Source organism: Candidatus Sphingomonas colombiensis (assembly GCA_029202845.1).
GTDB classification, from domain to species: domain Bacteria; phylum Pseudomonadota; class Alphaproteobacteria; order Sphingomonadales; family Sphingomonadaceae; genus Sphingomonas; species Sphingomonas colombiensis.
The window spans coordinates 2,512,228-2,536,401 of record CP119315.1; the positions used below are offsets into that span (position 1 = coordinate 2,512,228).

Here is a 24,174-nt window from a genome sequence, read left to right on the forward strand (position 1 = left end):
CGACATCAAACATAGCGCGGAATAGGGCCGAGCTGCGGCGTCTGGTCGGGCAGCTCGATCACCATTTCGTCGACATAGCACCAACCCCATCCCTCCGGCGGATCATAGCCCTCAATGATCGGATGATGCGTCGCATGAAAATGCGCCGTGGCGTGACGGTGGGGTGAATCGTCGCAGCAGCCGACATGGCCGCAGCTGCGGCAGATACGCAGGTGAACCCATGGGCTGCCCAGCGCGAGACACTCCTCGCAGCCCCGCGCGCTGGGCGTAACCTGATTGATCGTCATCCTGTGGATACAGCCTGCCATCATCCTGTCTCCGGGGGAGCGCGCTTCGCCAGCGCGATGTGAATCTGGGCGACCACCGCCGCGCCTTCGCCCACGGCGGCGGCGACGCGCTTGGTGGAGCCGGCACGGACGTCGCCAATCGCGAACACGCCGCCCCGGCTCGTTTCCAGCGGCAGTGTCGACCGGCCGGTCACCACGAACCCCTTGCCATCGGTCTCCACGCAGTCCTGCAGCCAGCCGGCATTGGGGTCTGCGCCGATGAACAGGAAGATGTGGCGCAGCGCACGGCGATCCGTGCTGCCATCCGCCCGGTTGCGGAAGATCGCGGCCTTCAGGCCGCTCGCGGCATCGCCTTCGAGCCCCGCAATCTCGGTGCCGACATGCACGGTGACGTTCGGCAGCGCCGCGATGCGATCGATCAGATAGCGCGACATCGTCGCCGACAGATCGCGCCGCACGATCAGATGCAGCCGCTTCACCCGAGGGGCGAGAAACACCACCGCCTGCCCGGCGGAATTGCCTCCACCGACCAGCGCCACTTCTTCACCAGCGCATAATTTCGCCTCGATCGGCGATGCCCAATAGGAAATGCCGGCGCCCTCGAACATCGCGAGATTGGGAATGTCGGGCCGGCGATAGCGCGCGCCCGACGCGATGATGACCGTGCGCGATCGGATGCGGCGATCGCCCGGCAGTTCGAGCGCCAGCGGGTCGCCGGGGCCGCCTTCATAGCCACAATCCAGCCGCATCACCTCGAGCGGGATCGCGATCTCGGCACCGAACTTCAACGCCTGATTGAACGCGCGCCCGGCGAGTGCCTGTCCCGAAATGCCGGTCGGGAAGCCGAGATAGTTTTCGATCCGTGCGGACGCTCCCGCCTGTCCGCCCATCGCGCGTTCGTCGAGCACGATCACCGACAGCCCTTCCGAGGCGGCATAAACGGCGGCGGCGAGCCCGGCGGGCCCCGCGCCGACGATCGCCACGTCGTAGAGCATTTCCGGATCGAGATCGGGTGTCATGCCAAGGCAGGCGGCAACCTCGGCATTGCTTGGCCGCTTCAGGATCGAGCCGCTAGGGCAGACGATCAGCGGCAATTCGTCCGGCTGCACGCCGATGCGCTCCACCAATGCCTTGCCTTCCTCGTCCGAAGCGGCGTCGAGGACGAGATTGGGGTAGCCGCTGCGGGTCAGAAACCCCTGAATCCGGGTGATGTCGGGGCTGCCCGGTATGCCGATCAGAATGGTGCCCGCGCCACCTTCCTCGATCAGGCCGACCCGGCGCAGGATCAGCGCGCGCATGACGATTTCGCCAACCTCGGCCGATCCCACCATCAGCGCGCGCAAATGCGCAGCGTCGAACGGCAATGCGGTGCACCCGTCCGGGCCGGCGCGCCCGTTGGCCATGGAAGGTCGCCCCGAAAGCTGGTTGACCTCTCCGCTCAACTGACCAACGCCATGGACGGTGACGACCGCCTCACGGCTCAATCCGTCACGGCGCGTGACATGGATCGTTCCCGCCAGCACCAGCCACGCCGGGGCGCCCTGTTCACCGATGGCATAGGCCAGCTCGTTCGGCGCGAACGCGCGCGCGGGGCCGCTGGCGAAGCGCGATGCCGTCTCCATCTGCGCAGCGTCGAGCACGGGGAACATCTGATATTCGCGGGTGCCAAGCGTGCTCATGCGTGTCCGCCGATCAGGGGCGTTGCCAACGCTGCTTCGATGCCGATGACAAGTGCGAGAACAAGCATGCCAGCCGCCTCCGCGATATCGGCGGGGATGGTCCCACGCCTTGCGTGCGTCGTCAAACAGCTACCGCAATATCCCGTATATCGATGGGCCGCGGCGTGCGGTATTTTCGCTCGCCCACGGGCCAGTCATCCGAGTCTTTTGTCAGCAACCGCGCCGCAGCCCCGCCGGCCGCGCCAACGGAAGGATCGATCCATGCCTCGCATCACCGTGAAAGACGGCACCGAAATCTTCTACAAGGATTGGGGAACGGGGCAACCGATCGTCTTCCATCATGGCTGGCCGCTCAGCGCGGACGATTGGGATGCGCAGATGCTGTTCTTCCTGGGTGAAGGCTATCGCGTGATCGCGCATGATCGCCGTGGTCACGGTCGCTCGACGCAGACCGCGATCGGCAATGACATGGACACTTACGCCGCGGATGTGATCGAACTGGCCGCCGCGCTCGATCTGCGGGGCGCGGTTCATATCGGCCATTCGACCGGCGGGGGCGAGGTCGCCCGCTATGTCGCGCGCGCCGAGCCCGGTCGCGTTTCCAAGGCGGTGCTGATCAGCGCGGTTCCGCCGATCATGCTTCGGTCGGACAAGAACCCCGGCGGGCTCCCGATCGAGGTGTTCGACGGTTTCCGCGCGCAGCTCATGGCCAATCGCGCGCAACTCTATATCGAGGTGCCGAGCGGCCCGTTCTTCGGCTTCAACCGTCCAAACGCGAAGGTATCGCAAGGCGTTATCAACAATTGGTGGCGGCAGGGAATGATCGGCGGCGCCAAGGCGCAATATGATTGCATCGCCGCTTTCTCGGAGACCGATTTTACCGATGATCTGAAGGCGATCGACGTGCCTGTGCTCGTCATGCACGGCGATGACGATCAGATCGTCCCCTATGCCGATTCCGCGCCACTAACGGTCAAGCTGCTCAAGCATGGCGCGCTCAGGACCTATCCCGGCTTCCCGCACGGCATGTGCACCACCCACGCGGAGACGATCAACCCGGACCTCCTCGCCTTTATCCGCGGCTAAGATGCGAGAGCACGGCTGGCCGGATCTGGATTTCCCCGCGTGGCGCGATACGGCTCTGACGTTGCAGCTTTGGGTGCAAATCGTCGGCAAGATCCGGCTCGCGCTCACGCCGTGGCTTAATCACGGCTGGCAGGTGCCGCTTTATGTTACCGCGCGCGGGCTGGGGACGTCGAGCATCCCGTGCGGGGATGCGCTGATCGACATCGAATTCGATTTTGTCGACCATCGTCTCGTCTGCCGTCACAGCGGCGGGGCTGTGCGAACCGTGGCGCTGCGCCCGATATCGGTCGCGACATTTTACCAGGAGCTGCTGGCGGCACTGGATGTGACGGTCGCGATCAATCCGCTGCCCAACGAGGTGCCCGATCCGATCCCGTTCGACCAGGATCACACACATGCCAGCTATGACCCCGACGCCGCGTGGCGCTTCTGGCAGGTGCTTGTTCGGGTGAGCCAGGTGTTCGGACTGTTTCGCAGCGGATTTCTGGGCAAGGCCAGCCCGGTACATCTGTTTTGAGGGAGCTTCGATCTTGCGGTGACGCGCTTTTCGGGGCGGCGCGCGCCGCTTCATCCGGGTGGCGTGCCGGGACTGCCGGACGAGGTGACGCGCGAAGCCTATTCGCACGAACTCAGCAGCGCCGGCTTCTGGCCCGGAAGCGACCCTTACCCGCACGCCGCCTTTTATTCCTATGCCTATCCCGAACCGCCCGGCTTCCGCACGCATCCGATGCCAGCGGGCGCAGCGTTCGATTCCACGCTTGGCGAGTTCGTTTTGCGATACGACGTAGTGCGTAATGCGCCGGACCCCGGCGCGCTGCTGCTCGAATTCCTCACCGCCAGCTACACGGCCGCGGCCGATTGCGGCCGTTGGGATCGAACGGCGCTTGAATGTTCGCTGGGGCTTCCCGGTCGACCACGCGTCGTGAAGGGATAATCCTGACGAGGCATCGTGGTTCAGGTGCATGGAGCAGGGCGATATATCTGCCCCCGAAGCGGGCCATCACTGTTGGCGCGGGTGCTTCGACTCCGGCCGTCGCTGCCCGGCCAAACCCGGATCAGCGCCGATGAAGCGCGAGACCGTCGGGCGGCGATCCTCCGCAAACCGCGCGGACATACGAAAAAGGGCGACGAACCGAAGTTCGCCGCCCCTTTTCGTCTTTGAAACGCTGAAGCTTACGAGGTCTTCAGGTTCGAAGAAACGTTGCTGAACGTCGAGGACAGCTTGCCGCCCAGGGTCGTCATCGCGGAAATGGCTGCAACGGCGATGAGCGCGGCGATCAGGCCGTATTCAATCGCGGTGGCGCCCTTGGAATTCTTCAGGAAAGTGCGGATCTTCTGCATGTTCGATCTCCAATGCTAGTCCAAAGCTTCAGTCACCCGGCTGAATCGAGGGTCCCCTATCCAGCAAGCGAATCGATAGAATGTTGAGGTTGAGGAATGTTTAAGGGCGAAAAATCTTTGTCGCCGCAAAACGAAAGCTCAGCTCGCTTTCGAGACCTTGGTGCTGACATTGTTCCACATGTCGGTGGTCGCTGACGCGACCTCCATGAAGCTGGCGATCATCGCGATCACGATCACCGCAAGGATCAGGCCATATTCGATCGCCGTCGCACCGCGGCGATCGCGCCACAGGTGCGCGCGAACACTGCGATTCCGTGCGGGACGTGATGGCCACTTCGCGAACATGGGTTAAAGATGACAGATCACCCTTAACGAAATGTCGACATGCTTCCCGAAATCGAACTTTTTCCCGTCGTCGCCGTCGCGCTAACCGACGCGGCTGGTCGCGTGCTGGTGCAGCGCCGGCCGGAGGGAAAAACACTGGCCGGCCTGTGGGAGTTCCCCGGCGGAAAGATCGAGCGCGGCGAGTCGCCCGAAGCCGCGCTGTGCCGGGAACTGCACGAGGAACTGGGCATTACGGTGGCGCCGGGCGATCTCGCGCCGGTTACGTTCGCTAGCGAACCCCGTGGCGAGCGGCACATGATCCTGATGCTCTATCGCTGCCGGCGCTGGATCGGATCGCCGCAACCGCTGGAGGCGGCGGCGCTGCGCTGGGAAGATGTGGATTCGCTTTCCGTCTTGCCCATGCCTTCGGCGGACATTCCGCTTGCGGCGGCTTTGCGCGCGGGGCGCGAGCAACCGTCAGAGTTCGGGCGCGTCGTCGGCGATTGATCTGTCGCGCCGGGCGATCGCGAGCGGAAAATGAAGGGTCGCGATTGTCTTCCCTTCGCGGCGTGCGAGCGCGATATCCCCGCCAAGTTGTGAGGCAAGCGCCGCGACCAGCCTTTGCCCCATATGCCCCTTTTCGATCGGCGCGGCGGCCAAACCGATCCCATCGTCACTCACCGTCAATTGCATCGCGTCGGGACGAAAGGGGTGGGGCCGCAGAAGCACGGCGACGTTGCCGGGGCGATCATCGGGATAGGAGTGTTTCGCGATATTGGTCAGCAATTCATTGGTGATCAGCCCGATGATCACCGCCTGAGACAGTGGCACCGCGCATTTGTCCGCCTCCAGCCGGAGGGCGATCGGGCGCATGTTGAAGCGCGTCAGCCGCATATCGTCGCACAAATTGCCGAGGAAGGCGCTCAAATCCACCCGCTCGCTGGTCGCCTCATCCACTCGCAGACGCTGATAGACGCGGCCCAGCACCACCATGCGCGAGACGATGCTGTCGATCGCGGCCGCCGTTTCGGGATTGTCCGATTGCCGCGCGGTCATCGTCGCGGTGGAAACCAGCATCGAAAGATCATTCGCCAGACGATGCGACAATTCGCGCAACAGGGCGGCGGAGCGATCCTGCGCGGCACGGGCGAATCGCAATTCGGAGGTCAGCAGATCATGCTCGCGTTTCGCGCGGCCCGCATACCATGAGACGAGTAGCCCGAGGATCACGGTCGCGATCAGCCCCAGGGCATCGGTGGGATCGGGCACGGCCAGCCCCTGGCCGGGAAGCGCGAAGGCAAGCGCCAGCGTGCCGAATCCCACGCCCGCCAGCCCCGGTCCGCGCCCTCCCGCAATCGCGATCACGACGAATGCCAGGGCCATGAAAATGAACAGCAAGCGGAGGTGTTCGGGCGCGAAATGCACCATCCCGAATGTCACCGCCGCAATCAACGCAAGCGCGCCTGCAGACAGGAAGAGCGAGCGGCGGAGCAAGGGCGTCACGGCAGTTTCTCCCACCAGCCCCGAAGCGAACTGATTTCCAGACACGTGCTGATCGGGTGCGAGTATGCGCCTGCTTGCTTACGCTGGCCTTACTCCGCTCGACGCGCGGTGGAAGTGGCGTAATGTCCATGTAAGCGCTAGCAAATAAAGCGCCCGAAACGGGCTCGTCGATCGGCGAGCGATAACAACAGCCAGCAGCGAGCAGGGCGCTTGACCGACATGTCCGAATCCATTGCCCCATTGCCGCCGAGCCGCTCGATCAGCCGGGGCGGGCAGATACGGCTGGTGGGGCTCGCCCTGGCGGCGCTGGTTGTGGTGCTGTTGCTCGTGGCGGGCACGCGCCTGTTGTTTTCCACGCAGCCGGCGCCGCCGGAGAAGTTGCCGGCCGGCGCGTTCAGGCCAACGGCACAGCAATTGAAACAACTCACCATCGCGCCGGTGCGGAGCGGTGCGAATGCCCAGCTCGTGCGCGCGAGCGGCGCGATCGCGGTGGATGGGGATCGCAGCACGCCGGTGTTACTGCCGTTCTCCGGGCAGATCATGGCGGTCTATGTCGAGCCGGGTCAGCGCGTCGTGCAGGGGCAGCCGCTGCTCCGTATCGCCTCGCCGGAGATGGTGGACGCGCGCAATGCGCTGCAAGCGGCCACTGCCCAGCGCGCGACCGCGGCCGAGGCGCTGCGCGTCGCGACCGCAAGTGCCGCGCGACAGAAGGCGATCTTCGAAACCGCCGGGGGCGCGCAAAAGGATTATACCCAGGCCGAGGCCGATCGGGTGGCGGCGCAATCCGCGCTGAGCACCGCCGAGTCCGCCGTCCGTGCGGCGCAAAACCATCTCGCGATCTTCGGGCGGCGCGGGAACGGCGATGGCCCGGCGGGGCAGCCGGCGACCGTGTATCGTGCGCCTGTGGGCGGTTTGATCGCCGATCGCAGCGTCGCGCCCGGCCAGTTCATCGCCGCCGGCAGCACCACGCCGCTGCTCACGATCACCGATCCATCGCGGGTGTGGCTGATCGCACAGGTGGCGGAGGGCGATGTCGCCTCCGTGCGCGTCGGCGATCAGGTGCAGGTGACGACCCCGGCCTTGCCCGGCCGAACCTTCGACGCGCGGATCGACAATGTCGGTGCCGCGCTCGATCCGAACAGCCATCGCCTGCCGGTGCGTGCGTCGATCAGCAACCCGGACGGCGCGCTCAAGCCGCAGATGTTCGCATCGTTCGCGATCCGGCGACAGACGGCAGGTGACGATGCGATCCTCGTGCCGGCATCGGCGGTGATCCATGAAGGCGACAATGCCCGTGTATGGATCGAGGGGCGTGACAAATTGCTCTACGCCCGCACGGTCACTACCGGGCCGAGCGAGGGCGGCCTTACCCGCATAACCAGCGGCCTGAAGCCGGGCGACCGCGTGGTGACGGCCGGCGCGCTGTTCGTGAACGAGGCGGGCCTCGATCAATGAACCGGCTGGTCGAGCTGGCGCTGCGCCAGCGGATGCTCGTGCTGACGCTGCTTGTCGGGCTGATCATGGCCGGCGCGGTGGGCTTCGCGAACCTCAATATCGAGGCCTATCCCGATCCCGTTCCACCGATGGTGGAGGTGCTGACGCAGAGCGACGGCACCTCGGCCGAGGAAATGGAGCGCAACGTCACCACCCCGATCGAGGTGGCGATCGCGGGCCTGCCGAACCTGACGGCGGTGCGCTCGATCTCGCTGTTCGGCCTGTCCGACGTGAAGATCCAGTTCAGCTATGACGTGACGTTCCGCGAGGCGGAGCAACTGGTGCTCGGCCGCCTCTCGCAAATTCCGCCGATGCCGAACGGCGCACAACCGACGATCTCCCCGACCAGCCCGATCGGCGAAATCTATCGCTATCGCGTGGTGGGGCCGCCCGGCTATTCGGTGATGGACCTGAAGACGTTGCAGGATTGGGTGTTGCAACGTCGCTTCAAACGCCTGCCCGGCGTGGTCGATGTCACCGGCTGGGGCGGCAAGCTGCGCACCTATGAGGTGCAGCTCGATCGCGACCGGCTGATCGCACACGGCATCACCGTTTCGGAAGTGCTGGCGGCGATCGGCAAGAGCGACAGTAATGTCGGCGGCCAGACGGTGAACTTCGGCGAACAGGCGGCGATCGTGCGCGGCGTCGGGCTGATCCAGTCGGTCGATGCGATCCGCGATACCTTCGTCGGCACCGCTGGCAACGTTCCCGTCCTGCTGCGCGACGTGGGCACGGTGAAGATCGGCAACATGCCACGTTTGGGCATCGCGGGCGACGGGCAGGACAGCGATATCGTCATGGGGATCGTGCTGATGCAGCGCGGCGCCAAGTCGATGCCGGCGATCCGCGCGGTCGAGAAAGAGGTGGAGACGATCAATGCCGGGGACGTGCTGCCGCCCGGCGTGCGGCTGGAACGCATCTACGATCGCTCGAACCTGATCGGCGTCACCACGCATACGGTGATGCACAATCTGGTCGCCGGGGTGCTGCTGATCTTCATCCTGCAATGGCTGTTTCTCGGCAATCTGCGCAGCGCGCTGATCGTTGCCGTAACGATCCCGTTCGCGCTGTCGGTCGCGGTGCTGGTGCTGATCCTGCAAGGCGAATCCGCCAATCTGCTGTCACTCGGCGCGCTAGATTTCGGGCTGATCGTCGATGCGGCGGTGATCATGGTGGAAGCGATCTTCCGCCGGATGGTCGAGCGATCGCACGATATCGGCAGCGGCCGCATCCATGCGAGCAACGCCAACCGTTTCTCCGCGATCCTCCACGCCTCGAGCGATGTGAGCCGGGGCATCTTTTTCGCCGCAGCGATCATCATCGCGAGTTTCCTGCCGCTGTTCACGCTGACGGGGGTGGAGGGGCATATCTTCGGTCCGATGGCGAAGACCTATGCCTATGCCATCGCCGGGGGGCTGGTCGCCGCCGTCACCGTCGCGCCGGTATTGTCGGCGCTGCTGCTGCCGGACAAGCTGGCCGAGGTGGATACATGGGTCGTCCGTCACCTGAAGCGGCTGGCCGAGCCGGCGGTGTCGTTCGCGCTTGCCAATCGCGTGTTGACGCTCGGCATCACCGGGCTGGCGCTCGCCGCCTCGCTGTTCGCGGTGCGCGCGCTGGGCGTGGAATTCCTGCCGCATCTGGAAGAGGGCAATCTCTACATCCGTGGAACATTGCCCGCGTCGATCTCGCTTGAGGCGGGGCAGCCGGTGGTCAATGGCATCCGCCGCATCATCGCCGATCGCCCGGAGGTGGAGCGCGTCGTTTCCACGCATGGCCGCCCGGACGACGGGACGGACGCAACCGGCTTTTTCAACGCGGAATTCTACGCGCCGCTGAAGCCGGCGGAGGATTGGCCGGCCGGCGCGACCAAGGAGAAGCTCACCGCCGAGCTGCAGCAGAAATTGCAGGCGCGTTATCCCGGCGTCGATTTCGAATTCTCGCAATATATTCAGGACAATGTCGATGAGGCATCGTCGGGCGTGAAGGGCGCCAATTCGATCAAGGTGTTCGGCAACGATCTGGAAACGCTCGAAAAGGTCGCCGGGCAAATCAAGGCGCAGATGGCGCAGGTGCGCGGCATCGCCGATCTCGGCGTGTCCAATTCGCTCGGCCAGCCGACCGTGCGCATCGATATCGATCGGGTGGCGGCGGCGCGCTATGGCCTGTCGCCGGACGATATCAACCAGACGATCTCGGCAGCGGTCGGCGGCCAATCCACCGCCAACCTTTATGAGAAAGACACCGATCGCTATTTCCCGATCGTCGTGCGGCTCGATCCCACCCAGCGCAACGATATCGAGGCGCTCAATCGCATCACCGTCGGCGCGCCATCGCCCAGCGGCAATGGGGTGATCCAGGTGCCGCTGTCCGAAGTGGCGAAGATCCGCCTGACCTCCGGCGCGTCGTTCATCTATCGCGAACATCAGGAACGCTATGTCCCGATCAAGTTCAGCGTGCGCGGCCGCGATCTCGGCAGCACGGTGGACGAAGTGAAGGCGCGGATCGCCAAGCATGTCGATCTGCCGCCGGGCTATCACCTCGAATGGGCGGGCGAACTGGGCAATCTCGCCAGCGCGGTCGCGCGTCTTCAGATCGTGGTGCCGATCAGCCTGTTGCTGATCCTCGTCCTGCTGTTCGCCAATTTCGGTTCGATCCGCGATACGATGCTGGCGTTCAGCGTGATCCCGATGGCGTTGATCGGCGGCGTGCTGGCATTGGCGCTGACGGGGACGCCGTTCAGCATCTCCGCCGCAATCGGGTTCGTCGCCTTGTTCGGGATCGCGGTGATGGACGGCATCCTTGTCGTCTCCACCTTCAACGGGCAGATCAACGAAGGGCTGACCCGCGACGAGGCGATCGCGGTGACGGTGCGCCATTGCCTGCGGCCGGTGGTGATGACGTGTCTCGCCGCCGCGATCGGCCTGCTGCCCGCCGCCATTTCCTCAGGGATCGGCAGTCAGGTGCAAAAGCCGCTCGCGCTGGTGGTGGTCGGCGGGATGACGCTGGCGCCGATCCTGATCATGATGGTCTTGCCGGTGTTGATCGTGCGCTTTTCCCGTCATCGTGGCGGCGTCGTGCATCGGGCTCGCCACGACGAGACGGATGAGACGCCGATGGAGCCGGCATGATGCGCGTTCTTTCCATATCCGCGCTGGCCGCGCTGCTCGCCGGCTGCACGATGACCCCCGCGCATCCCGGAACGGAAGTGCCATTGCCGCCGGCGCGCGCCTCCGCGACGATCGCGCCGGTCAGTGGGGCGGCACAGCGGCTGGAGGTTGGCGCGCCCGCGCTTGACCAATGGTGGCACGCGTTCGGCAGCGCGAAGCTCGATGCGTTGGTGCAGCTGGCGCTGGCGCACAATGAGGATCTGGCGACCGCCGACGCCAATCTCCGGCAGGCGCGGGAGCAGGCGCGCGCCACCAGCGGGGCGCAGGGGCCACAGGTCGACGCCGGTTATCAGGCGGAGCGGGTGCGGGTTTCGAACGCGCTGTCCGGGCCGTTGTCCGACGCGTCCACCTATCTTTACACGCTCCATACCGCGCAGGTGACGGTGGCCTATCCGCTCGACCTGTTCGGTGCGGGGCGCAACGCGGTGCGATCCGCGCGCGCCGCAGCGGAGGTCGCGGGGCATCGACTGGAGGCAGCGCAGATATCGGCGGTCTCCAATCTGGTCGTCGCGGTGATCGAGCGCGCCGCGCTCGACGCGCAGGTGGCCGCGACGCGGAAGGCGATCGAGGACAATCGCGCGCTCGTCGCGATGCTCGAACGCCGCCGCGTGCTGGGCGATGTCGGGCTGGTGGACGTGGCCGCGCAACAGACCGTCCTCGCCAATGTCGAGGCGACGCTGCCGGCGCTGGAGCGGCAGCGCGATCATCAGGCGGGGTTGATCGCCTCGCTGCTCGGCCGACCGGCCGGATCGGCGCTGCCCGAGCTGCCGACGATCGACGAACTGCACCTGCCCGCGGACCTGCCGGTCTCGCTGCCCGCCGATATCGTCGCGCATCGGCCGGATGTGCGCGCGGCCGAAGCGCAGATGCGCGGCGCGGCGGCGGATGTCGGCGCGGCGATCGCGGCGCGTCTGCCCTCGATCATGCTCAGCGGCGCGGCGGGGGGCTCCTCCACGCGCTTCCTCGACATGTTCGCCAGCGGCAATCCGTTCTTCTCATTGATCGGCGGCATCACGCAGCCGATCTTCCATTCGGGCGAGATGCGCCACAAGCAGCGTGCGGCGGAGGCGGCGCTTGATGCCGCCAAGGCGCAATATCGCGCCGCGGCGCTACAGGCCTTCCTCGATGTAGATGATGCGCTGTCCGGCTTGCGCAACGATGCCGCCGCGCTCGACGCCGCGACCCGCGCGGACGATGCCGCGAGCCGAACGCTGACGATGACGCGCCGGCAGATGGAGCTTGGCGCCGTCGGTACGCTGGCGTTGCTCAACGCGTCGTCGGCGGCATCCCAGGCGAGGGCGCAGCGCATTCAGGCGGCGGCGGCACGGCTCACCGATACGGTGGCGTTGTTCCAGGCATGTGGCACGCCGGTAGCGACACGTTGACGCCCAAGCTCAGGTGGTTTGCAGCATATAGCCGACGCCGCGCACCGTCTGCACGGTGAGCGCCAGCCCGGCATCCTTCAGGTGGCGGCGAATGCGGTGGATATAAACCTCCACCGCATTCGATCCCAAAGCGTCGCCCGCACCGAACAACTGATCTTCCAGCACGCGTTTCGGCACCACGCGATCGAGTTGCCGCATCAGCAGCTCCAGCAATTCCCCCTCGCGCACCGAAAATTCGAGCAGTGCGCCATCGACGCGGAATTGCCGGGCCTCGGTATCCAGTTCCAGCGCGCCGGCCTGAAGCAGGCGATCCTTATATCCTGAGTCACGCCGCAGGATCGCGAGCACGCGGGCGTGCAGTTCGTCGAAATGGAACGGCTTGGACATGTAATCGTCCGCCCCGGCGCTCAGTCCGCGAATACGGTTTTCCACCTCGCCCCGCGCGGTGACGACGAGGATCGGCTCGCTATGTCGCCCCGCGCGCAACCGGCGGAGCAGATCGAGCCCATCTTCGTCCGGCAGGCCGAGATCAAGGATGACGAGCGCATAGCGCGTCGTGCGGATCAGGATCTCCGCATCGCCCGCATCATGGGTGACATCGCAATGCAGATGGCGCCGCGCGAACGCCTCGGCCATCGTCTGCGCAAGCTCGACATTGTCCTCGATGATCAGCAATCTCATCGCGACTTCATGCGATGATGGCGTCGCCGGTTCAACGCATATCAGCCGTGTGGCGCGGCATAGCCCGGCAGATAGGAAGCATCGGGTTTGCGGGCGGCCTTCAACGCCTGTTTCACCGCGGTGTCGAAATCGTCCGCGACCAGCGCGGGCTTAATATGATGGCGCAGGTAATCAGCCCATAGGAACTCGGAAAAGGGCGTATCGTCCTTGGCATATCCGCCCGCGCGGCGCAGCTCGCCAGCCAGCGAACGATAAGGATCATCGGCCAGCTTCGTAATCTTCTTCGGAAGTTCCTCGGCCGGTTGCCGCACGCCCTTTGCGTCAAAGGGGTGGAGCCAGCTGCGATTGTCCATCACCGTCAGAAACATATCGTTCGGCAGGTGGCTAAGATCGGCGATGATATGCACCAGCACCGTTTTCTGCCCGGCATCATGCAGCGCGAGCGTGAGGTGATGATTGTCGACCAGCCACGGCCGCTGTTTCGGGCCCATCACGGCGGGTACCAGATGGCGGGCGAGAAAGTTCGCGCCGGCGTTTTTCGATTGCTCTTCCCAATCGCGCCGTTTGCGCGCGACCTCACGCAGCCCGACCGTCATCTGCGTCGGGCGCAGGTCCGTTATCGGGGTTGGACGGAGAAAGGGCTGACATTCCTGCATCACCATCTCCTCTGATCGTCATTACCGCATCCGCGACGCTGAAGCTGCTCCGCGCGATCAGCGTTTCCTCACCCGCACGATGGAAAAGATCGCGAATGTGATCGTGAACGCGCGCCAGTTGCAATCGGATGCCGCCCTGTTTCAACTTTCCGTCGAATTCTATCAGACAGTCGAGCGCGGTGCTGTCGAAATCGCTGCTTTCCTCCAGGCTCAGCACCAGCGCACGATTGTCGCCCAGGCGACGCTCCACAGAGCCGAAGACGCGCTCCGCATTGCCGAAGAACAACGGTTGCGCCGGACGGAGGATCTCGACACCGGGGACCGCTTTCGCCTCCGGGTGGCGCGCGAGATCGACGAAATCGTGTCCGCTGTCGAGCTGCCCCAACGAGGCGATATGCGGCGCGGCCATGCGCTGGATCAACGCGGCGAGCGACAGGCCGATCGCCACCAGCATCCCGTCAAGCACGCCGAACGCCAGCACCGAAGCAGCCGCCGCGAAGGCGATCACCTCGTCACGGCCGATCTTCCACAAATGGAGAAACGGCGTGGGCGAGAGTGCGTGGGTGAGGGCGGCGATCACCACCGCCGCCAGCACGGCATCCGGCAAATGCGCGATCGCCGGCCGCCCAAACCATGCTAGCAGCGCCAGCGCGATCGCGGCGAATACCGATGTCCAGCGCGAGGTGCTTCCCGCCCCCTCGCTCGCGGAGCCGGCGGAGAAACCGGCCCCTACCGGCATTCCCTGCACCAGCGCGGCAGCGAGGTTTGAAGTGCCGATCGCCGCCAGTTCGCGATCGGGGTCGATCGTGTCGCCGTGGCGCAGCGCGAGCGCGCGCATCGTCCCCCAGCTTTCCGCGAACAGGATCAACGCCAGCGGCACGACGAGCTGAGCGAGCCGCGACGCCTGTCCGAACGTCAGATCCGGGATCGTCGGCAGATGCGGCGCGATGACGATATCCCCGACGGTCTTCACGCCATGTGCAGGAAGATCGAGCAGCATCGATGCGGCGATGCCCAGCGCCAGCACGACGAACGCCGCCGGCACGCCCCTGATGCGGCGCAGCGCGAGCAGCATCGCCAGCGCGATCACGCCGGCCGCGACGCTTGCGCCGTGCCACGCGCCGATGTTTCCGAACAACCGCCCGATCAGCTTCAGCAGATTGCCGCCGGCCACGTCCACGCCGGTGATCGCCGGCAATTGTCGCAGGATGATCGTGATGGCGAGGCCGAGCGCGAAGCCGCGCAGCACCGGGCGGGCGATAAAGCTCGTCAGTGCCCCGAGCCGCAGCGCCGCTGCGATCAGGAACAACACGCCGGCGAAGGCAACCGCCACCGTCGCCAACGTGGTGCGCAATGCGGCGTCTCCGGGCATGGCGGCGAGCGCCGCCGCCAGAATCGCCGTGGACGAGGAGGTCGGGGAAACGATCGCGAAGCGGCTGCGCCCGATCACCCCATAGGCAAGGCATCCGGCGATCGCCGCGACGATCGCGCGCGCCGGTTCCAGCCCGGCGATGCTGGCATAGGCCACGGCTTCGGGAAGCAGCAATCCCGCCACCGATATGCCAGCGATAACGTCGGCTCGTGCCATCCGTGTAACGCTACTCCGTTCCATCGGTAGGACAAGTGGCTGTGATATTTATGAGGTTTCTGCGCTTTCGGCCGTGTATCGGCCCCGCTTGCAAGGCGTGCCGGCGCCATTTCCCAGTATCTTTGCGTTCGGGTTCAAAGACGCGCTAAGTCAAGCGCACGGTGCGAAGCAGTGGAGCTCCCTTGGCTAAGAAAATGTATCCGATCAGTTTTTACGCGGAAACCACGAACAGCATCGGCTATCTCACGCGGATGGCGTTTCGCTCTTTCACGCGATCGCTCGAGCGTCGGACCCAGCCTTATGGTGTCACCGCCGGCCAGTGGCGCTTCCTTCGCGCCTTATGGGCGCAGGACGGCGTGACGCAGCGTGAACTGAGCCGGCGGGTCGGTATCAATGAGCCGACGGTGGTGACGGCGATCAACGGCATGGAAAAGAAGGGGTTCGTCCGCCGAGAGCAAAGCACGACGGACCGGCGCCGGCTGCATGTGTTCCTCACGCCCAAGGCCCGCGAGCTTGAGGAGCAATTGCTGCCCCATGTCGCGGAGGTCAACGAACTGGCCACGCGCAACATGACCGAGGAGCAGGTGAAAATGCTGCGCGAGCTGCTGGCGATGGTCACCAGCAATCTGGCCGAGGACATCAGCGAATAACAGCGACCCGCCGAGAGAAGGGCGGCGTGCCCGTTCCGCGCCGGCGCCTCGCCGATGCAAGCGCGGGACGTGCGGTTACCCCCGGCACGCGGCCGGGGGAGGGCAGTTGCTTAAAGTCGATCCGCGCTAGATCTTGAACTCGGCGAAGGTCTCCGGCGCGAACATCTCTTCGATCGTCAGACGGCGCGGCGACAGGCCCTGTTCGTGGTGATAGCGGGTGAACGTCTCGATCACATGGCGGTTGCGGCCGATGCCATAGGGCCACCATTCCTTGCCCATCGTGGCGATCGTATCCTCCACCGCCGCGATCTGCCAGGGCAGCATCGTCTTGAGCGAGGCGGAAACCAGCAATTGCTCGTAGCTCAGCCGCTGGGCCTCGACGAACGCCTTGTAAAGCGATTGCGCGATCCAGCGGTTTTTCTCGTAAACTTCGCGGCGGATCGCGACGACATGCATGATCGGAAAGATGCCGGTCTTGGCAAAATAGGCTTTCTCGACGTTGACGAAATCGGGAAACAGCCGGCGCACCTTGTCGGGCTCGGAATAGAAGGTCGATGGCGCGCGCGCGGTGTGGAGCGCATCGATCTCGCCATCCGCCAGCATGCGGGTGAGGGTCTGTGTCGGCCCGATCGGCTCGACCTTGAATTGTGGGGGCAGGTTGAGCTTCAACTTCTCCTCGCGCCCCGGCTCCTCCTCGCCGCCGGTGACATAGGTGACCGATGTGGGATCGACGCCATATTCGTCCTGCAGGATGCCGCGAATCCATACCGGCGCGGTCATCTGATATTCGGGCACACCGATCCGCTTGCCGATCAGGTCGCTGGGCTTTTCGATCCCGCTTTTCGCCGAAACGAAGATGCACGAATGGCGGAAGAAGCGAGAGGGAAACACCGGGATCGCAATGAAGCCCGGATTATCGCGCCCCAGCGTGACGCAATAGGATGACATCGACAGTTCCGCCGCATCGAATTCGCGATTGCGTAGCATGCGGAAAAAAGTTTCCTCGACGTCGAGCGCCTGGAAATTGAGATCGATGCCGTCCGGCTGGACGCGCCCGGTCTGCAGCGCATCGGTGCGGTCATAATTCCAGCATGCGAACGAAAGGGGGACGCGGCTCATGGGGTAATCTTCTCCAGCGCGGTATCGATGATTGTGTCGGGGAATGTTTCGGCCTGACGGGTGGCGGAATCGATCAGCGCGACGCACGCGGCCATGGTTTCGAGCCCCCAGCGGCCATCATGGATCGCGGGGCGGGCGCCGCCGATCGCGGCGGCAAATTCGTCGATCACCGCCTGACGGGGCACGACGGGCGGCGCGATCGGCCGCCATTCGCGCGCGTCGTCGGCATAAAGCATCAGGCCGGTCGGCAGCACCTTGATGTCGGCGCGCTCGCAACTCGCCAGGATGAAGCCGAAATGTTCGTGATGCGGGGCGGGCGATCCCGGCTGCTGCCGGCTCGCGCCATAAGTGCGTGCCAGCTTCGCGGCGATTTCGTCCTGCGGCGAATGGTGACGAAGCGCGCGCCGTGCCGTGCCATAGGCTTCGGGATCCTTCGGGTGGCCAAGTTCGCCGATCCAGCCGAGCAGCTCGTCGCTGTCGTAATGGGCATAGCCGCTATAGGAGAGGGTGGCCGCCGCTCCGCCGTCGAAAAACAGCATCGCGCTATAGGCGCCGTCGCTCGGGCGAGCGCCGTCCCAATTGCCGGTGACGGCGCGAACCGAGCGCAGCTTTCGCCCGACCAGCCGCCGCACCACATCGATCTGATGCGCGGCCTGACTATAGACCACGCCACCGCCGCGCGCGGGATCAAGCTCCTCCGGGCGGCGCGGGCGGTACATGAAATCGGTGAAGTTGAACGCGAGAAGCTGGCGCAGCGGGCCATAAACGCCAGCTTCGATCAGATCGGCCGCGGCGCGCACCGGGGCATCGAAGCCATGGCTTGGCCCGACGACGAGCACGCGATTCGCGCGCCGCGCCGCCTCGGCCATCGCCGCGCAATCGTTCACGCTGGTCGCCATCGGCTTCTCAACCAGCACATGCTTGCCCGCGCGCAGCGCCGCGATCGCCTGTTCGGCATGATATTCGTGCGGGGAGGCGATATAGACGGCATCGATATCGGGCGCGGCGAGCATCGCCTCCAGCGAGGGGAACGGCGTCGCGCCAAATTCGGCGGCAAATTGCCGGCACGCATCCGCGCGCGGATCGACCGCCCCCGCCAGCACAATACGCGCGTCGCCGACGAGTGCCGGTTGCGTGAGCATGAAGCCACGCCCCAGCCCGACGATCCCCAGTCGAATTATGTCCATCGCCCCTCGCAGCCTCTCAACGCGATCCGTGATTAACCCGTCCGAGGCTTGAAAGTCAAAATGCTTCGCTATAGAAGTATTTTGACCGTGGCGGTTCGACGGGATCGAACCGACCGCGCCGCGCAGGAATTGAGGATTGGCGATGACACCCGAACAGAACGACCTTCTTTGCCGCGTCCAGGGCGAGGCACCGATGGGGCGACTGATGCGCCAGCACTGGCTGCCGGCCTGCATGAGCGAGGAAGTCGCGACGCCCGATTGCACCCCGCTGAAGGTGCGGCTGCTTGGCGAGAATATGGTGGTGTTCCGCGACAGCAATGGCCGCGTCGGCGCGCTTGATGAGCTTTGCCCACATCGCCGTGCGTCGCTTGCCTTCGGGCGCAACGAGGAATGCGGCCTGCGCTGCCTGTATCACGGCTGGAAATTCGACGTTGACGGCAATGCGGTCGACATGTCGTCGGAGCCGGTCGATGCGACATTGCGCACAACGATGAAGGCCAAAGCCTATCCGGTGCATGAAGCGGGCGGTTTCATCTGGGTGTGGATGGGCGATCCGGCGCAGGTCACGCCGTTCGCGACGCCCAATTGGGCGATGGCGCCGGCGGGCAAGATCAGCATCGTGAAGATGCATGGCGCGTGCAATTGGGCGCAGGTGCTGGAGGGATCGATCGATTCAGCGCACAGCTCCAGCCTGCATTCCACCAACATGCCGACCGCGACCGAGGTGGATGGTTCCACCGCGACCGAAACCGCGTGGCTGCGCCCCTCCGCCGACAAGGCGCCGCGGCTCGAAGTGCAGAAGACGCCCTTCGGCTTTCGCTATGTCGCGATCCGCACGCCGATCGTCGATGCCGACAAGCAGGATTATGTGCGCATGACGTTGTTCGTCGCGCCGTTCACCGTCCATATCCCGTCGAACGATCAATATCATCTGAGCCAGATGCTGGTGCCGATCGATGATGAGAACACCATGTTCTACTGGATCGCCTGGCATCCCGAGAAGGGCATTTCGCAGGACGCGTGGCGCCGGTTCTGCGGCGCGGAGATCGGCAAGGATGTCGAGCCGGTGACGTTCCGCAAGGTCCGCAACGCCGGGAACAATTATATGCAGGATCGCGCGGCGATGCGGGCGGGCGACTTCACCGGCATCTATGGCATCCCGACGCAGGATATGGCTATGTGGGAATCGATGGGCCCGATCGCGGATCGCAGCGAGGATCGGCTGGGATCGAGCGACAAGGCGATCTTCACCTTCCGCACCCAGATGTATCGCGCCGCGCAGGCCGTGGCGCGCGGCGAGCCTGCGATCGGCACGACAGAGCCCCGCGTCCCGCATGACAGCCTCATGTCGTTCGAGGGCATGGTTCCCAAGGGCGACGACTGGCGCGTGCTCAATGTCTCTGACGAGGAAAAGGCGATCGCCGTGGCAGCGGATTGAGCGTTGCCCGGCGTGAGGCCGGGCCCGCCCATGGTGCCAGAATGACAAATCGTCGGGGAAGGAAGTGCGGAAAAACGCACTCACCCCGCAAGGGAGAGGAGATTATCCATGCGTCCGAGCGACTATGATATGGCGGCACTTGCGGCGCGAGCGGAGATCGGTGACGTAATTCACCGTTATTGCCACGCTACCGATCGTCGCAATTGGTGGCTGATGGATAGCGTGTTTCACGAAGATGCGATCTGCCATCTCTCGGTGATCGGTGGATCGTGGCGTGAATTCGTCGCGCAGGGCGCGACGTTGCTAGAGCATGTCGAAACCACGCACCATCAGGTTGGCAATATCCAGATCGCGATCGATGGCGCGGTGGCCCATGTCGAAACCTATGTCACCGCGTTTCATCGCGTGCCGGCCGATGCTCCTGCGGGAGGTCCGTTCGGCGGCACGGGCGAAGCCTATGACGCGGTTTTCGGCGCGCGCTATATCGATCGCTTCCAGCAGCGCGACGGCCGATGGCGCATCGCCGAACGCCGCTCGGCTGCCGAATATCGTCACTATCGCCCCGTCAGCGAGGGCGCGCTGGCCAGCGTGCCGGCGCAATTCCGTGGCGCGTTCGGGGATGCGGACGTCTCCGCGCCCGTCGTGGCGGGGTGGCGACGCAGCGAGGCCGAGCCGCCGCATCTCGATCAGCTCGCGGCGCGCGCCGAGATCGCCGATGTGGTCAATCGCTTCTGCCATGCGGTCGATCGACATCGCTGGGAATTGATGGCGCACGTTTTCCACGATGACGCGACCTCCCGGATACTCGACAAGGTGCGCCCGTGGCGCGAGATGGTGGCGGCCGCGCGTGGATCGATGGGGGCGCTGGGGCCGACGCATCACCAGACCGGCAACATGCTGATCGCTTTCGATGGCGAGGTCGCGCACGTCGAGACGTATGTCACGGCATATCATCGCGTGCCGTCGAGCGCGCCGGCGGCGGCGCTCTGGGATGGTCGCACTGAGGATTATGATGGCGTCGCCGGTGGCCGCTACATCGATCGCTTCGAGCGGCGGGACGGACAGTGGAAGATCGCCGAACGCCAGACACTGGTGGAATGGCGCAACGATCGCCCCGTGAACGAAGGCGGACTAAACGCGGTGCCGCAGACGTTTCGCGGTCAGCGCGGTGATGCCGATGTGTCGCGACCAGTCGTCGCGCGCCTTCTCGGGGATCGCGCGGAGCTGGTTTAGCCCGGTCGCCGACGCCCGCTCATGCGCGCCGGGCCCGGGGGTGTTTGCCGCGCGCGAGGGGTGACGTCGCGGACCTAGCGTCCGCCATCGGGCCCTTTGCATCCTGCGAACACGCCGGTTTTGCGGATACCACCCCTCGTTCCCGCCACCCCTAAGAGAGCGAATAATTCGATGACGAACGATTGACGGGCGCAATATCGTTTCGTATTCAAAGTATCTGCGGTGTTTAATAATCAGGCCCAAAAAATGGGCCGAACCAAACGCGGGGAGGATCTTATGGGGCTGAAATTAACGCATCTATTGGTCGGCGTTGCATCGGGAGCGATTTGCCTCGCGAGCCCGGCATTGGCGCAGGTGTCTGACGGCGGCGGGGCGGACGCGGCGAAGGCTCAGCCGGTGGGCGCTCCCGATATCGTCGTTACGGCGCAGAAGCGCGCGGAGCGGCTTCAGGACGTGCCGATTTCGATGGAGGTTCTGTCCGCCAAGAATTTGGCCACCTTCCACGCGGATAACTTCAAGGCGCTGAGCGTGCCGAACATGAGCGTCGGCGAAGTCGGCGGCAACCAGGTCATTTATATGCGCGGTTTCGGCTCGCCGTCGCAGAACTATGCCTTCGATCAATCGGTCAGCCTGTACATCGACGGCATCTATGCCGGTAAGTCGCGCCAATTCACCTTCCCGTTTTTCGATCAGGAGCGGGTCGAGGTGTTGCGCGGGCCGCAGGGCGCGCTGTTCGGGAAGAATACCGCCGCCGGCGCGATCAGCGTCATCTCGGCGCAACCGACCTCGACCCTGCAGGGCAGCGCGACCGCAATCTACAATTTCGGCCTTCACGGCTATGAATTGTCGGGCTTCGTGTCGGGGCCGCTGGCCGACGGGTTGAGCGTGCGACTGGCCGGGAAGGTCGTCGATAACGATGGCTATATGAAAAATCTCGCGCTCGATCGCCGCGAGCCGACGAACAAATCCCAGCTCGTTCGCCTGAGCGCCAAATATTCGAGCGGCGATTTCGATTATTTCGCCAAGGCCGAATATGGTCACGCAAAAAGCCGGGGCAGCGTCACGGTTTCCGGGCCGCTGACCACGGCGCAGCGACCTCTTCTGACCCGCTATAACGTCGATGATTCAGTGCTTGGGCCGGCAGGATTCGATACGACATCGTGGAACATCGCCGGCACGGGCAATCTGCATCTGGGCGAATATACGCTGACCTCGGTCACTGGTTATTCTTATTTCAAGGCAGGGCACGTCAATAACTTCGACCAGACCATTCCGGGCGGTGGCATTACGACCGCCAGCGTCTTCAATAGCTATCCAGAAAAATTCAAGCAATTCTCTCAGGAAATTCGCCTGCAATCTCCCGTCGGCGGGATGTTTGATTACATCATTGGCGCGTATTACGACAATTCGCGATATGAAGTAGGGCAGGGAAGCCAGTATCGTCTGGCGATTGGTAATTTCCTGCTGCACAGTAACTTTAAGCAGCGCGCGGAATCGTACTCGATTTTCGGGCAAGGCGTGCTCCACTTTACGGATCAAGTGCGGCTCATCGGCAGCCTGCGCTATTCGCACACCTCGAAACACGGGTCTTTCAGCGGCGCGCAGGATCAGGGACCGTTCCCGCTCAGGCCGGCGAGCACGGCCGTTGGCTCGCTCAGCGAAGGGAAGGTCGATCCGTCGGCGACGCTGCAATATGACATCAATCGTCGCGTTATGGTTTATGCGACTTACGGTCAGGGATCGAAATCGGGCGGGTTCGTTTCGAATACTTACGGCACGACGAGCGCGAACTTCACGTTCAATCCGGAACGTTCGCAGAATTTCGAACTCGGGGTGAAAAGCACGCTCTTCGATGGCAGGCTGGTTGCAAATGCGGCAATATATAAGATCAAATTCGATGATCTTCAGGTTTCTACCTACAATGCGAACGTTCAGAGTTATCTGGTAGGTAACGCGGCCAGAGCCAGCGGCAAGGGCATCGAAGGCTCACTGACCTGGTATCCGGTGACCAATTTCGATATTACCGCCACCGCCGCGTATCAGGATGTCAAATATGATGACTTCCCGGGCGCCCAGTGTTTGGCCAGCCAGCCCATCAGCCAATGCAATCCGCTCAATCCGGCAAGCGTTCTCGCCAACAATCTGGCGGGTTCTCCGCTGCCGAATATTTCGAAGTTCAGCGGAAATGTTCAGCTGCATCACGCAATGGATTTGCCGAGCGATTTCAAATTGAACACCACCGTAGCGGTCGACGGGCGTTCAAAATTCTTCAACTCGGACGATCAAAGCCCGCTTTATGGTTTGCAGAAGGGCTTCGCCAAGCTGAATGCCCGGATCGAGCTGTCGCCTGCGGATAGCAGATGGCACGTCGCGCTGGTCGGTACGAACCTGACGAACAAGTTGACGACCTCCGGCGCGTTCATGTTGCCCGCGCCCATCACGACCGTGCCACGGGCACTTTACTGGGTCGATCCGTCTCGCAACATCTCGATCGAAGCAAGCGTGAAATTCTAGGCGGAGGATCGGGCCGCCCCAACCAGCTTGAGGAGTCGCGGGTGCTTAGAGGGAAAGTTGCGCTGATCACCGGCGCCGCGCGATGGTTGGGGCGGGCCTATGCGGAGACGCTCGCGACGCGGGGGGCGGCGGTTGCGATCGCCGATATCAACGAGGCGGGCGCCCGCGAGGTGGCGGAGGCGATAGAGGCGGCAGGGGGGCGTGCATGCGCGATCGCCATGGATGTCTCGTCCGAGGCATCCGTTGCGCGCGGCGTGGCGGCGGCGCAGGCGGCGCTGGGCGAGGTTTCTATTCTCGTCAACAACGCTGGTGGCCTGCTCGCCCCGGTCCAGAGCGCGGAAACGTTCTCGCTCGAAGAGTGGAACCGCGCGCTGGCGGTCAATCTGACGGGTAGCTGGTTGTGCAGCCGAGCCGTCATTCCGCAGATGAAGGCGGCGCGGCGCGGCCGGATCGTCAACATCACCTCGACCACGTTCGACTATGGCCTGCCGACCGAGATGGCGCCCTATATCTCCGCGAAGGGCGGGATCGTCGGGCTGACCCGTGCCCTGGCGCGTGAACTGGGGCCATATGACATCACCGTAAACGCCATCGCGCCGGGCCTGATCCAGCCGCAGGAGCGCACGGGGCGAACCTCGCTCTCCGCCGACAAGGCGAAGAGCATCACCGATCTTGTCGTGCCGCATCAATGCATCAAGCGACCCGGCGAGCCGGACGATCTGGCCGGTCCGGTCGCCTTCCTCGTGTCCGACGATGCGCGCTTCATCACGGGGCAGGTTTTGAATGTGGACGGTGGCTGGGCGCTCAAGTGAGAACAACGGGCATGCCGACCCGTCGAGAAT

20 protein-coding genes and 1 pseudogene are annotated in these 24,174 nt (G+C 64.3%); 11 read left to right on the top strand and 10 right to left on the bottom strand.

The genetic code is table 11. The features are described from left to right. Positions 1-5 precede the first annotated feature (5 nt). Together P0Y64_12110 and P0Y64_12115 are read right to left on the bottom strand one after the other, a co-directional pair. Positions 6-287, bottom strand: coding sequence for a UBP-type zinc finger domain-containing protein (locus P0Y64_12110; GenBank protein ID WEK42135.1), 282 nt, complete (start codon positions 285-287; stop codon positions 6-8). 20 nt (positions 288-307) lie between these two features. After that, on the bottom strand, positions 308-1,966 hold the full coding sequence (locus P0Y64_12115; GenBank protein WEK42136.1) for an FAD-dependent oxidoreductase: 1,659 nt from the start codon (positions 1,964-1,966) through the stop codon (positions 308-310). A gap of 261 nt (positions 1,967-2,227) precedes the next feature. On the opposite strand from P0Y64_12115, the gene P0Y64_12120 reads away from it, so the two are divergent. Both P0Y64_12120 and P0Y64_12125 read left to right on the top strand, forming a co-directional pair. Then, complete coding sequence (locus P0Y64_12120; GenBank protein ID WEK42137.1) at positions 2,228-3,052, top strand: alpha/beta hydrolase; 825 nt, start codon at positions 2,228-2,230, stop codon at positions 3,050-3,052. A 1-nt stretch (position 3,053) separates the two neighbouring features. After that, positions 3,054-3,986: pseudogene (locus tag P0Y64_12125) on the top strand (DUF5996 family protein). Between the two features lie 239 nt (positions 3,987-4,225). Here P0Y64_12125 and P0Y64_12130 read toward each other — a convergent pair. Together P0Y64_12130 and P0Y64_12135 are read right to left on the bottom strand one after the other, a co-directional pair. After that, the gene (locus tag P0Y64_12130; GenBank protein WEK42138.1) at positions 4,226-4,393 is read right to left on the bottom strand and encodes a Flp family type IVb pilin; all 168 of its coding nucleotides are present in this window, start codon (positions 4,391-4,393) and stop codon (positions 4,226-4,228) included. A gap of 138 nt (positions 4,394-4,531) precedes the next feature. Then, positions 4,532-4,738 carry a Flp family type IVb pilin gene (locus tag P0Y64_12135; protein ID WEK42139.1) on the bottom strand — a complete coding sequence of 69 codons (207 nt, stop codon included), beginning with the start codon at positions 4,736-4,738 and terminating at the stop codon, positions 4,532-4,534. 39 nt (positions 4,739-4,777) lie between these two features. Here P0Y64_12135 and P0Y64_12140 point away from each other — a divergent pair, with 39 nt between their 5' ends. Then, the gene (locus P0Y64_12140) at positions 4,778-5,224 is read left to right on the top strand and encodes a (deoxy)nucleoside triphosphate pyrophosphohydrolase (protein WEK42140.1); all 447 of its coding nucleotides are present in this window, start codon (positions 4,778-4,780) and stop codon (positions 5,222-5,224) included. On the opposite strand, the gene P0Y64_12145 is transcribed toward P0Y64_12140, so the two are convergent. Next, positions 5,195-6,220, bottom strand: coding sequence for a DUF4118 domain-containing protein (locus P0Y64_12145; GenBank protein WEK42141.1), 1,026 nt, complete (start codon positions 6,218-6,220; stop codon positions 5,195-5,197). The two genes, P0Y64_12140 and P0Y64_12145, sit on opposite strands and share 30 nt — an antisense overlap. 219 nt (positions 6,221-6,439) lie before the next feature. On the opposite strand from P0Y64_12145, the gene P0Y64_12150 reads away from it, so the two are divergent. From P0Y64_12150 to P0Y64_12160, 3 genes are read left to right on the top strand one after another with little or no spacing between them, the layout of a single operon-like run. Further along, positions 6,440-7,675, top strand: coding sequence for an efflux RND transporter periplasmic adaptor subunit (locus tag P0Y64_12150; protein ID WEK42142.1), 1,236 nt, complete (start codon positions 6,440-6,442; stop codon positions 7,673-7,675). After that, positions 7,672-10,842: a CusA/CzcA family heavy metal efflux RND transporter gene (locus P0Y64_12155; protein WEK42143.1), complete on the top strand. Its 3,171-nt coding sequence runs from the start codon at positions 7,672-7,674 to the stop codon at positions 10,840-10,842. The genes P0Y64_12150 and P0Y64_12155 overlap by 4 nt, the downstream gene beginning before the upstream one ends. Then, positions 10,839-12,266, top strand: a complete 1,428-nt coding sequence (locus P0Y64_12160; protein ID WEK42144.1) for an efflux transporter outer membrane subunit — start codon at positions 10,839-10,841, stop codon at positions 12,264-12,266. Before P0Y64_12155 ends, P0Y64_12160 begins: the two co-directional genes overlap by 4 nt. A gap of 9 nt (positions 12,267-12,275) precedes the next feature. Here the strand turns inward: P0Y64_12160 and P0Y64_12165 are convergent, their stop codons facing one another. The 3 genes from P0Y64_12165 to P0Y64_12175 are packed head-to-tail and all read right to left on the bottom strand — an operon-like array spanning position 12,276 to position 15,158. Then, a complete protein-coding gene (locus tag P0Y64_12165) occupies positions 12,276-12,947 on the bottom strand; it encodes a response regulator transcription factor (protein ID WEK42145.1) in 672 nt (223 codons plus the stop codon). A 41-nt stretch (positions 12,948-12,988) separates the two neighbouring features. Further along, on the bottom strand, positions 12,989-13,543 hold the full coding sequence (locus P0Y64_12170; protein WEK42146.1) for a ParB-like protein: 555 nt from the start codon (positions 13,541-13,543) through the stop codon (positions 12,989-12,991). After that, entirely contained in the window at positions 13,524-15,158 is a 1,635-nt protein-coding gene (locus P0Y64_12175; protein WEK42147.1) for a SulP family inorganic anion transporter, read from the bottom strand. The genes P0Y64_12170 and P0Y64_12175 overlap by 20 nt, the downstream gene beginning before the upstream one ends. A gap of 215 nt (positions 15,159-15,373) precedes the next feature. Here P0Y64_12175 and P0Y64_12180 point away from each other — a divergent pair, with 215 nt between their 5' ends. Next, a complete protein-coding gene (locus tag P0Y64_12180; GenBank protein ID WEK42148.1) occupies positions 15,374-15,841 on the top strand; it encodes a MarR family transcriptional regulator in 468 nt (155 codons plus the stop codon). 126 nt (positions 15,842-15,967) lie between these two features. On the opposite strand, the gene P0Y64_12185 is transcribed toward P0Y64_12180, so the two are convergent. Further along, positions 15,968-16,960, bottom strand: a complete 993-nt coding sequence (locus P0Y64_12185; GenBank protein WEK42149.1) for an ABC transporter substrate-binding protein — start codon at positions 16,958-16,960, stop codon at positions 15,968-15,970. Then, positions 16,957-18,147: a Gfo/Idh/MocA family oxidoreductase gene (locus P0Y64_12190; GenBank protein WEK42150.1), complete on the bottom strand. Its 1,191-nt coding sequence runs from the start codon at positions 18,145-18,147 to the stop codon at positions 16,957-16,959. Before P0Y64_12190 ends, P0Y64_12185 begins: the two co-directional genes overlap by 4 nt. Before the next feature lie 142 nt (positions 18,148-18,289). Here P0Y64_12190 and P0Y64_12195 point away from each other — a divergent pair, with 142 nt between their 5' ends. The 4 genes from P0Y64_12195 (at position 18,290) to P0Y64_12210 (ending at position 24,144) form a co-directional block, all read left to right on the top strand. Next, a complete protein-coding gene (locus tag P0Y64_12195) occupies positions 18,290-19,585 on the top strand; it encodes a Rieske 2Fe-2S domain-containing protein (protein WEK42151.1) in 1,296 nt (431 codons plus the stop codon). 108 nt (positions 19,586-19,693) lie between these two features. After that, entirely contained in the window at positions 19,694-20,818 is a 1,125-nt protein-coding gene (locus P0Y64_12200; protein ID WEK42152.1) for a nuclear transport factor 2 family protein, read from the top strand. 222 nt (positions 20,819-21,040) lie between these two features. Next, positions 21,041-23,332 carry a TonB-dependent receptor gene (locus P0Y64_12205; GenBank protein WEK42153.1) on the top strand — a complete coding sequence of 764 codons (2,292 nt, stop codon included), beginning with the start codon at positions 21,041-21,043 and terminating at the stop codon, positions 23,330-23,332. Positions 23,333-23,373: 41 nt separating this feature from the next. Continuing rightward, complete coding sequence (locus P0Y64_12210; protein WEK42154.1) at positions 23,374-24,144, top strand: SDR family NAD(P)-dependent oxidoreductase; 771 nt, start codon at positions 23,374-23,376, stop codon at positions 24,142-24,144. Positions 24,145-24,174 lie beyond the last annotated feature (30 nt).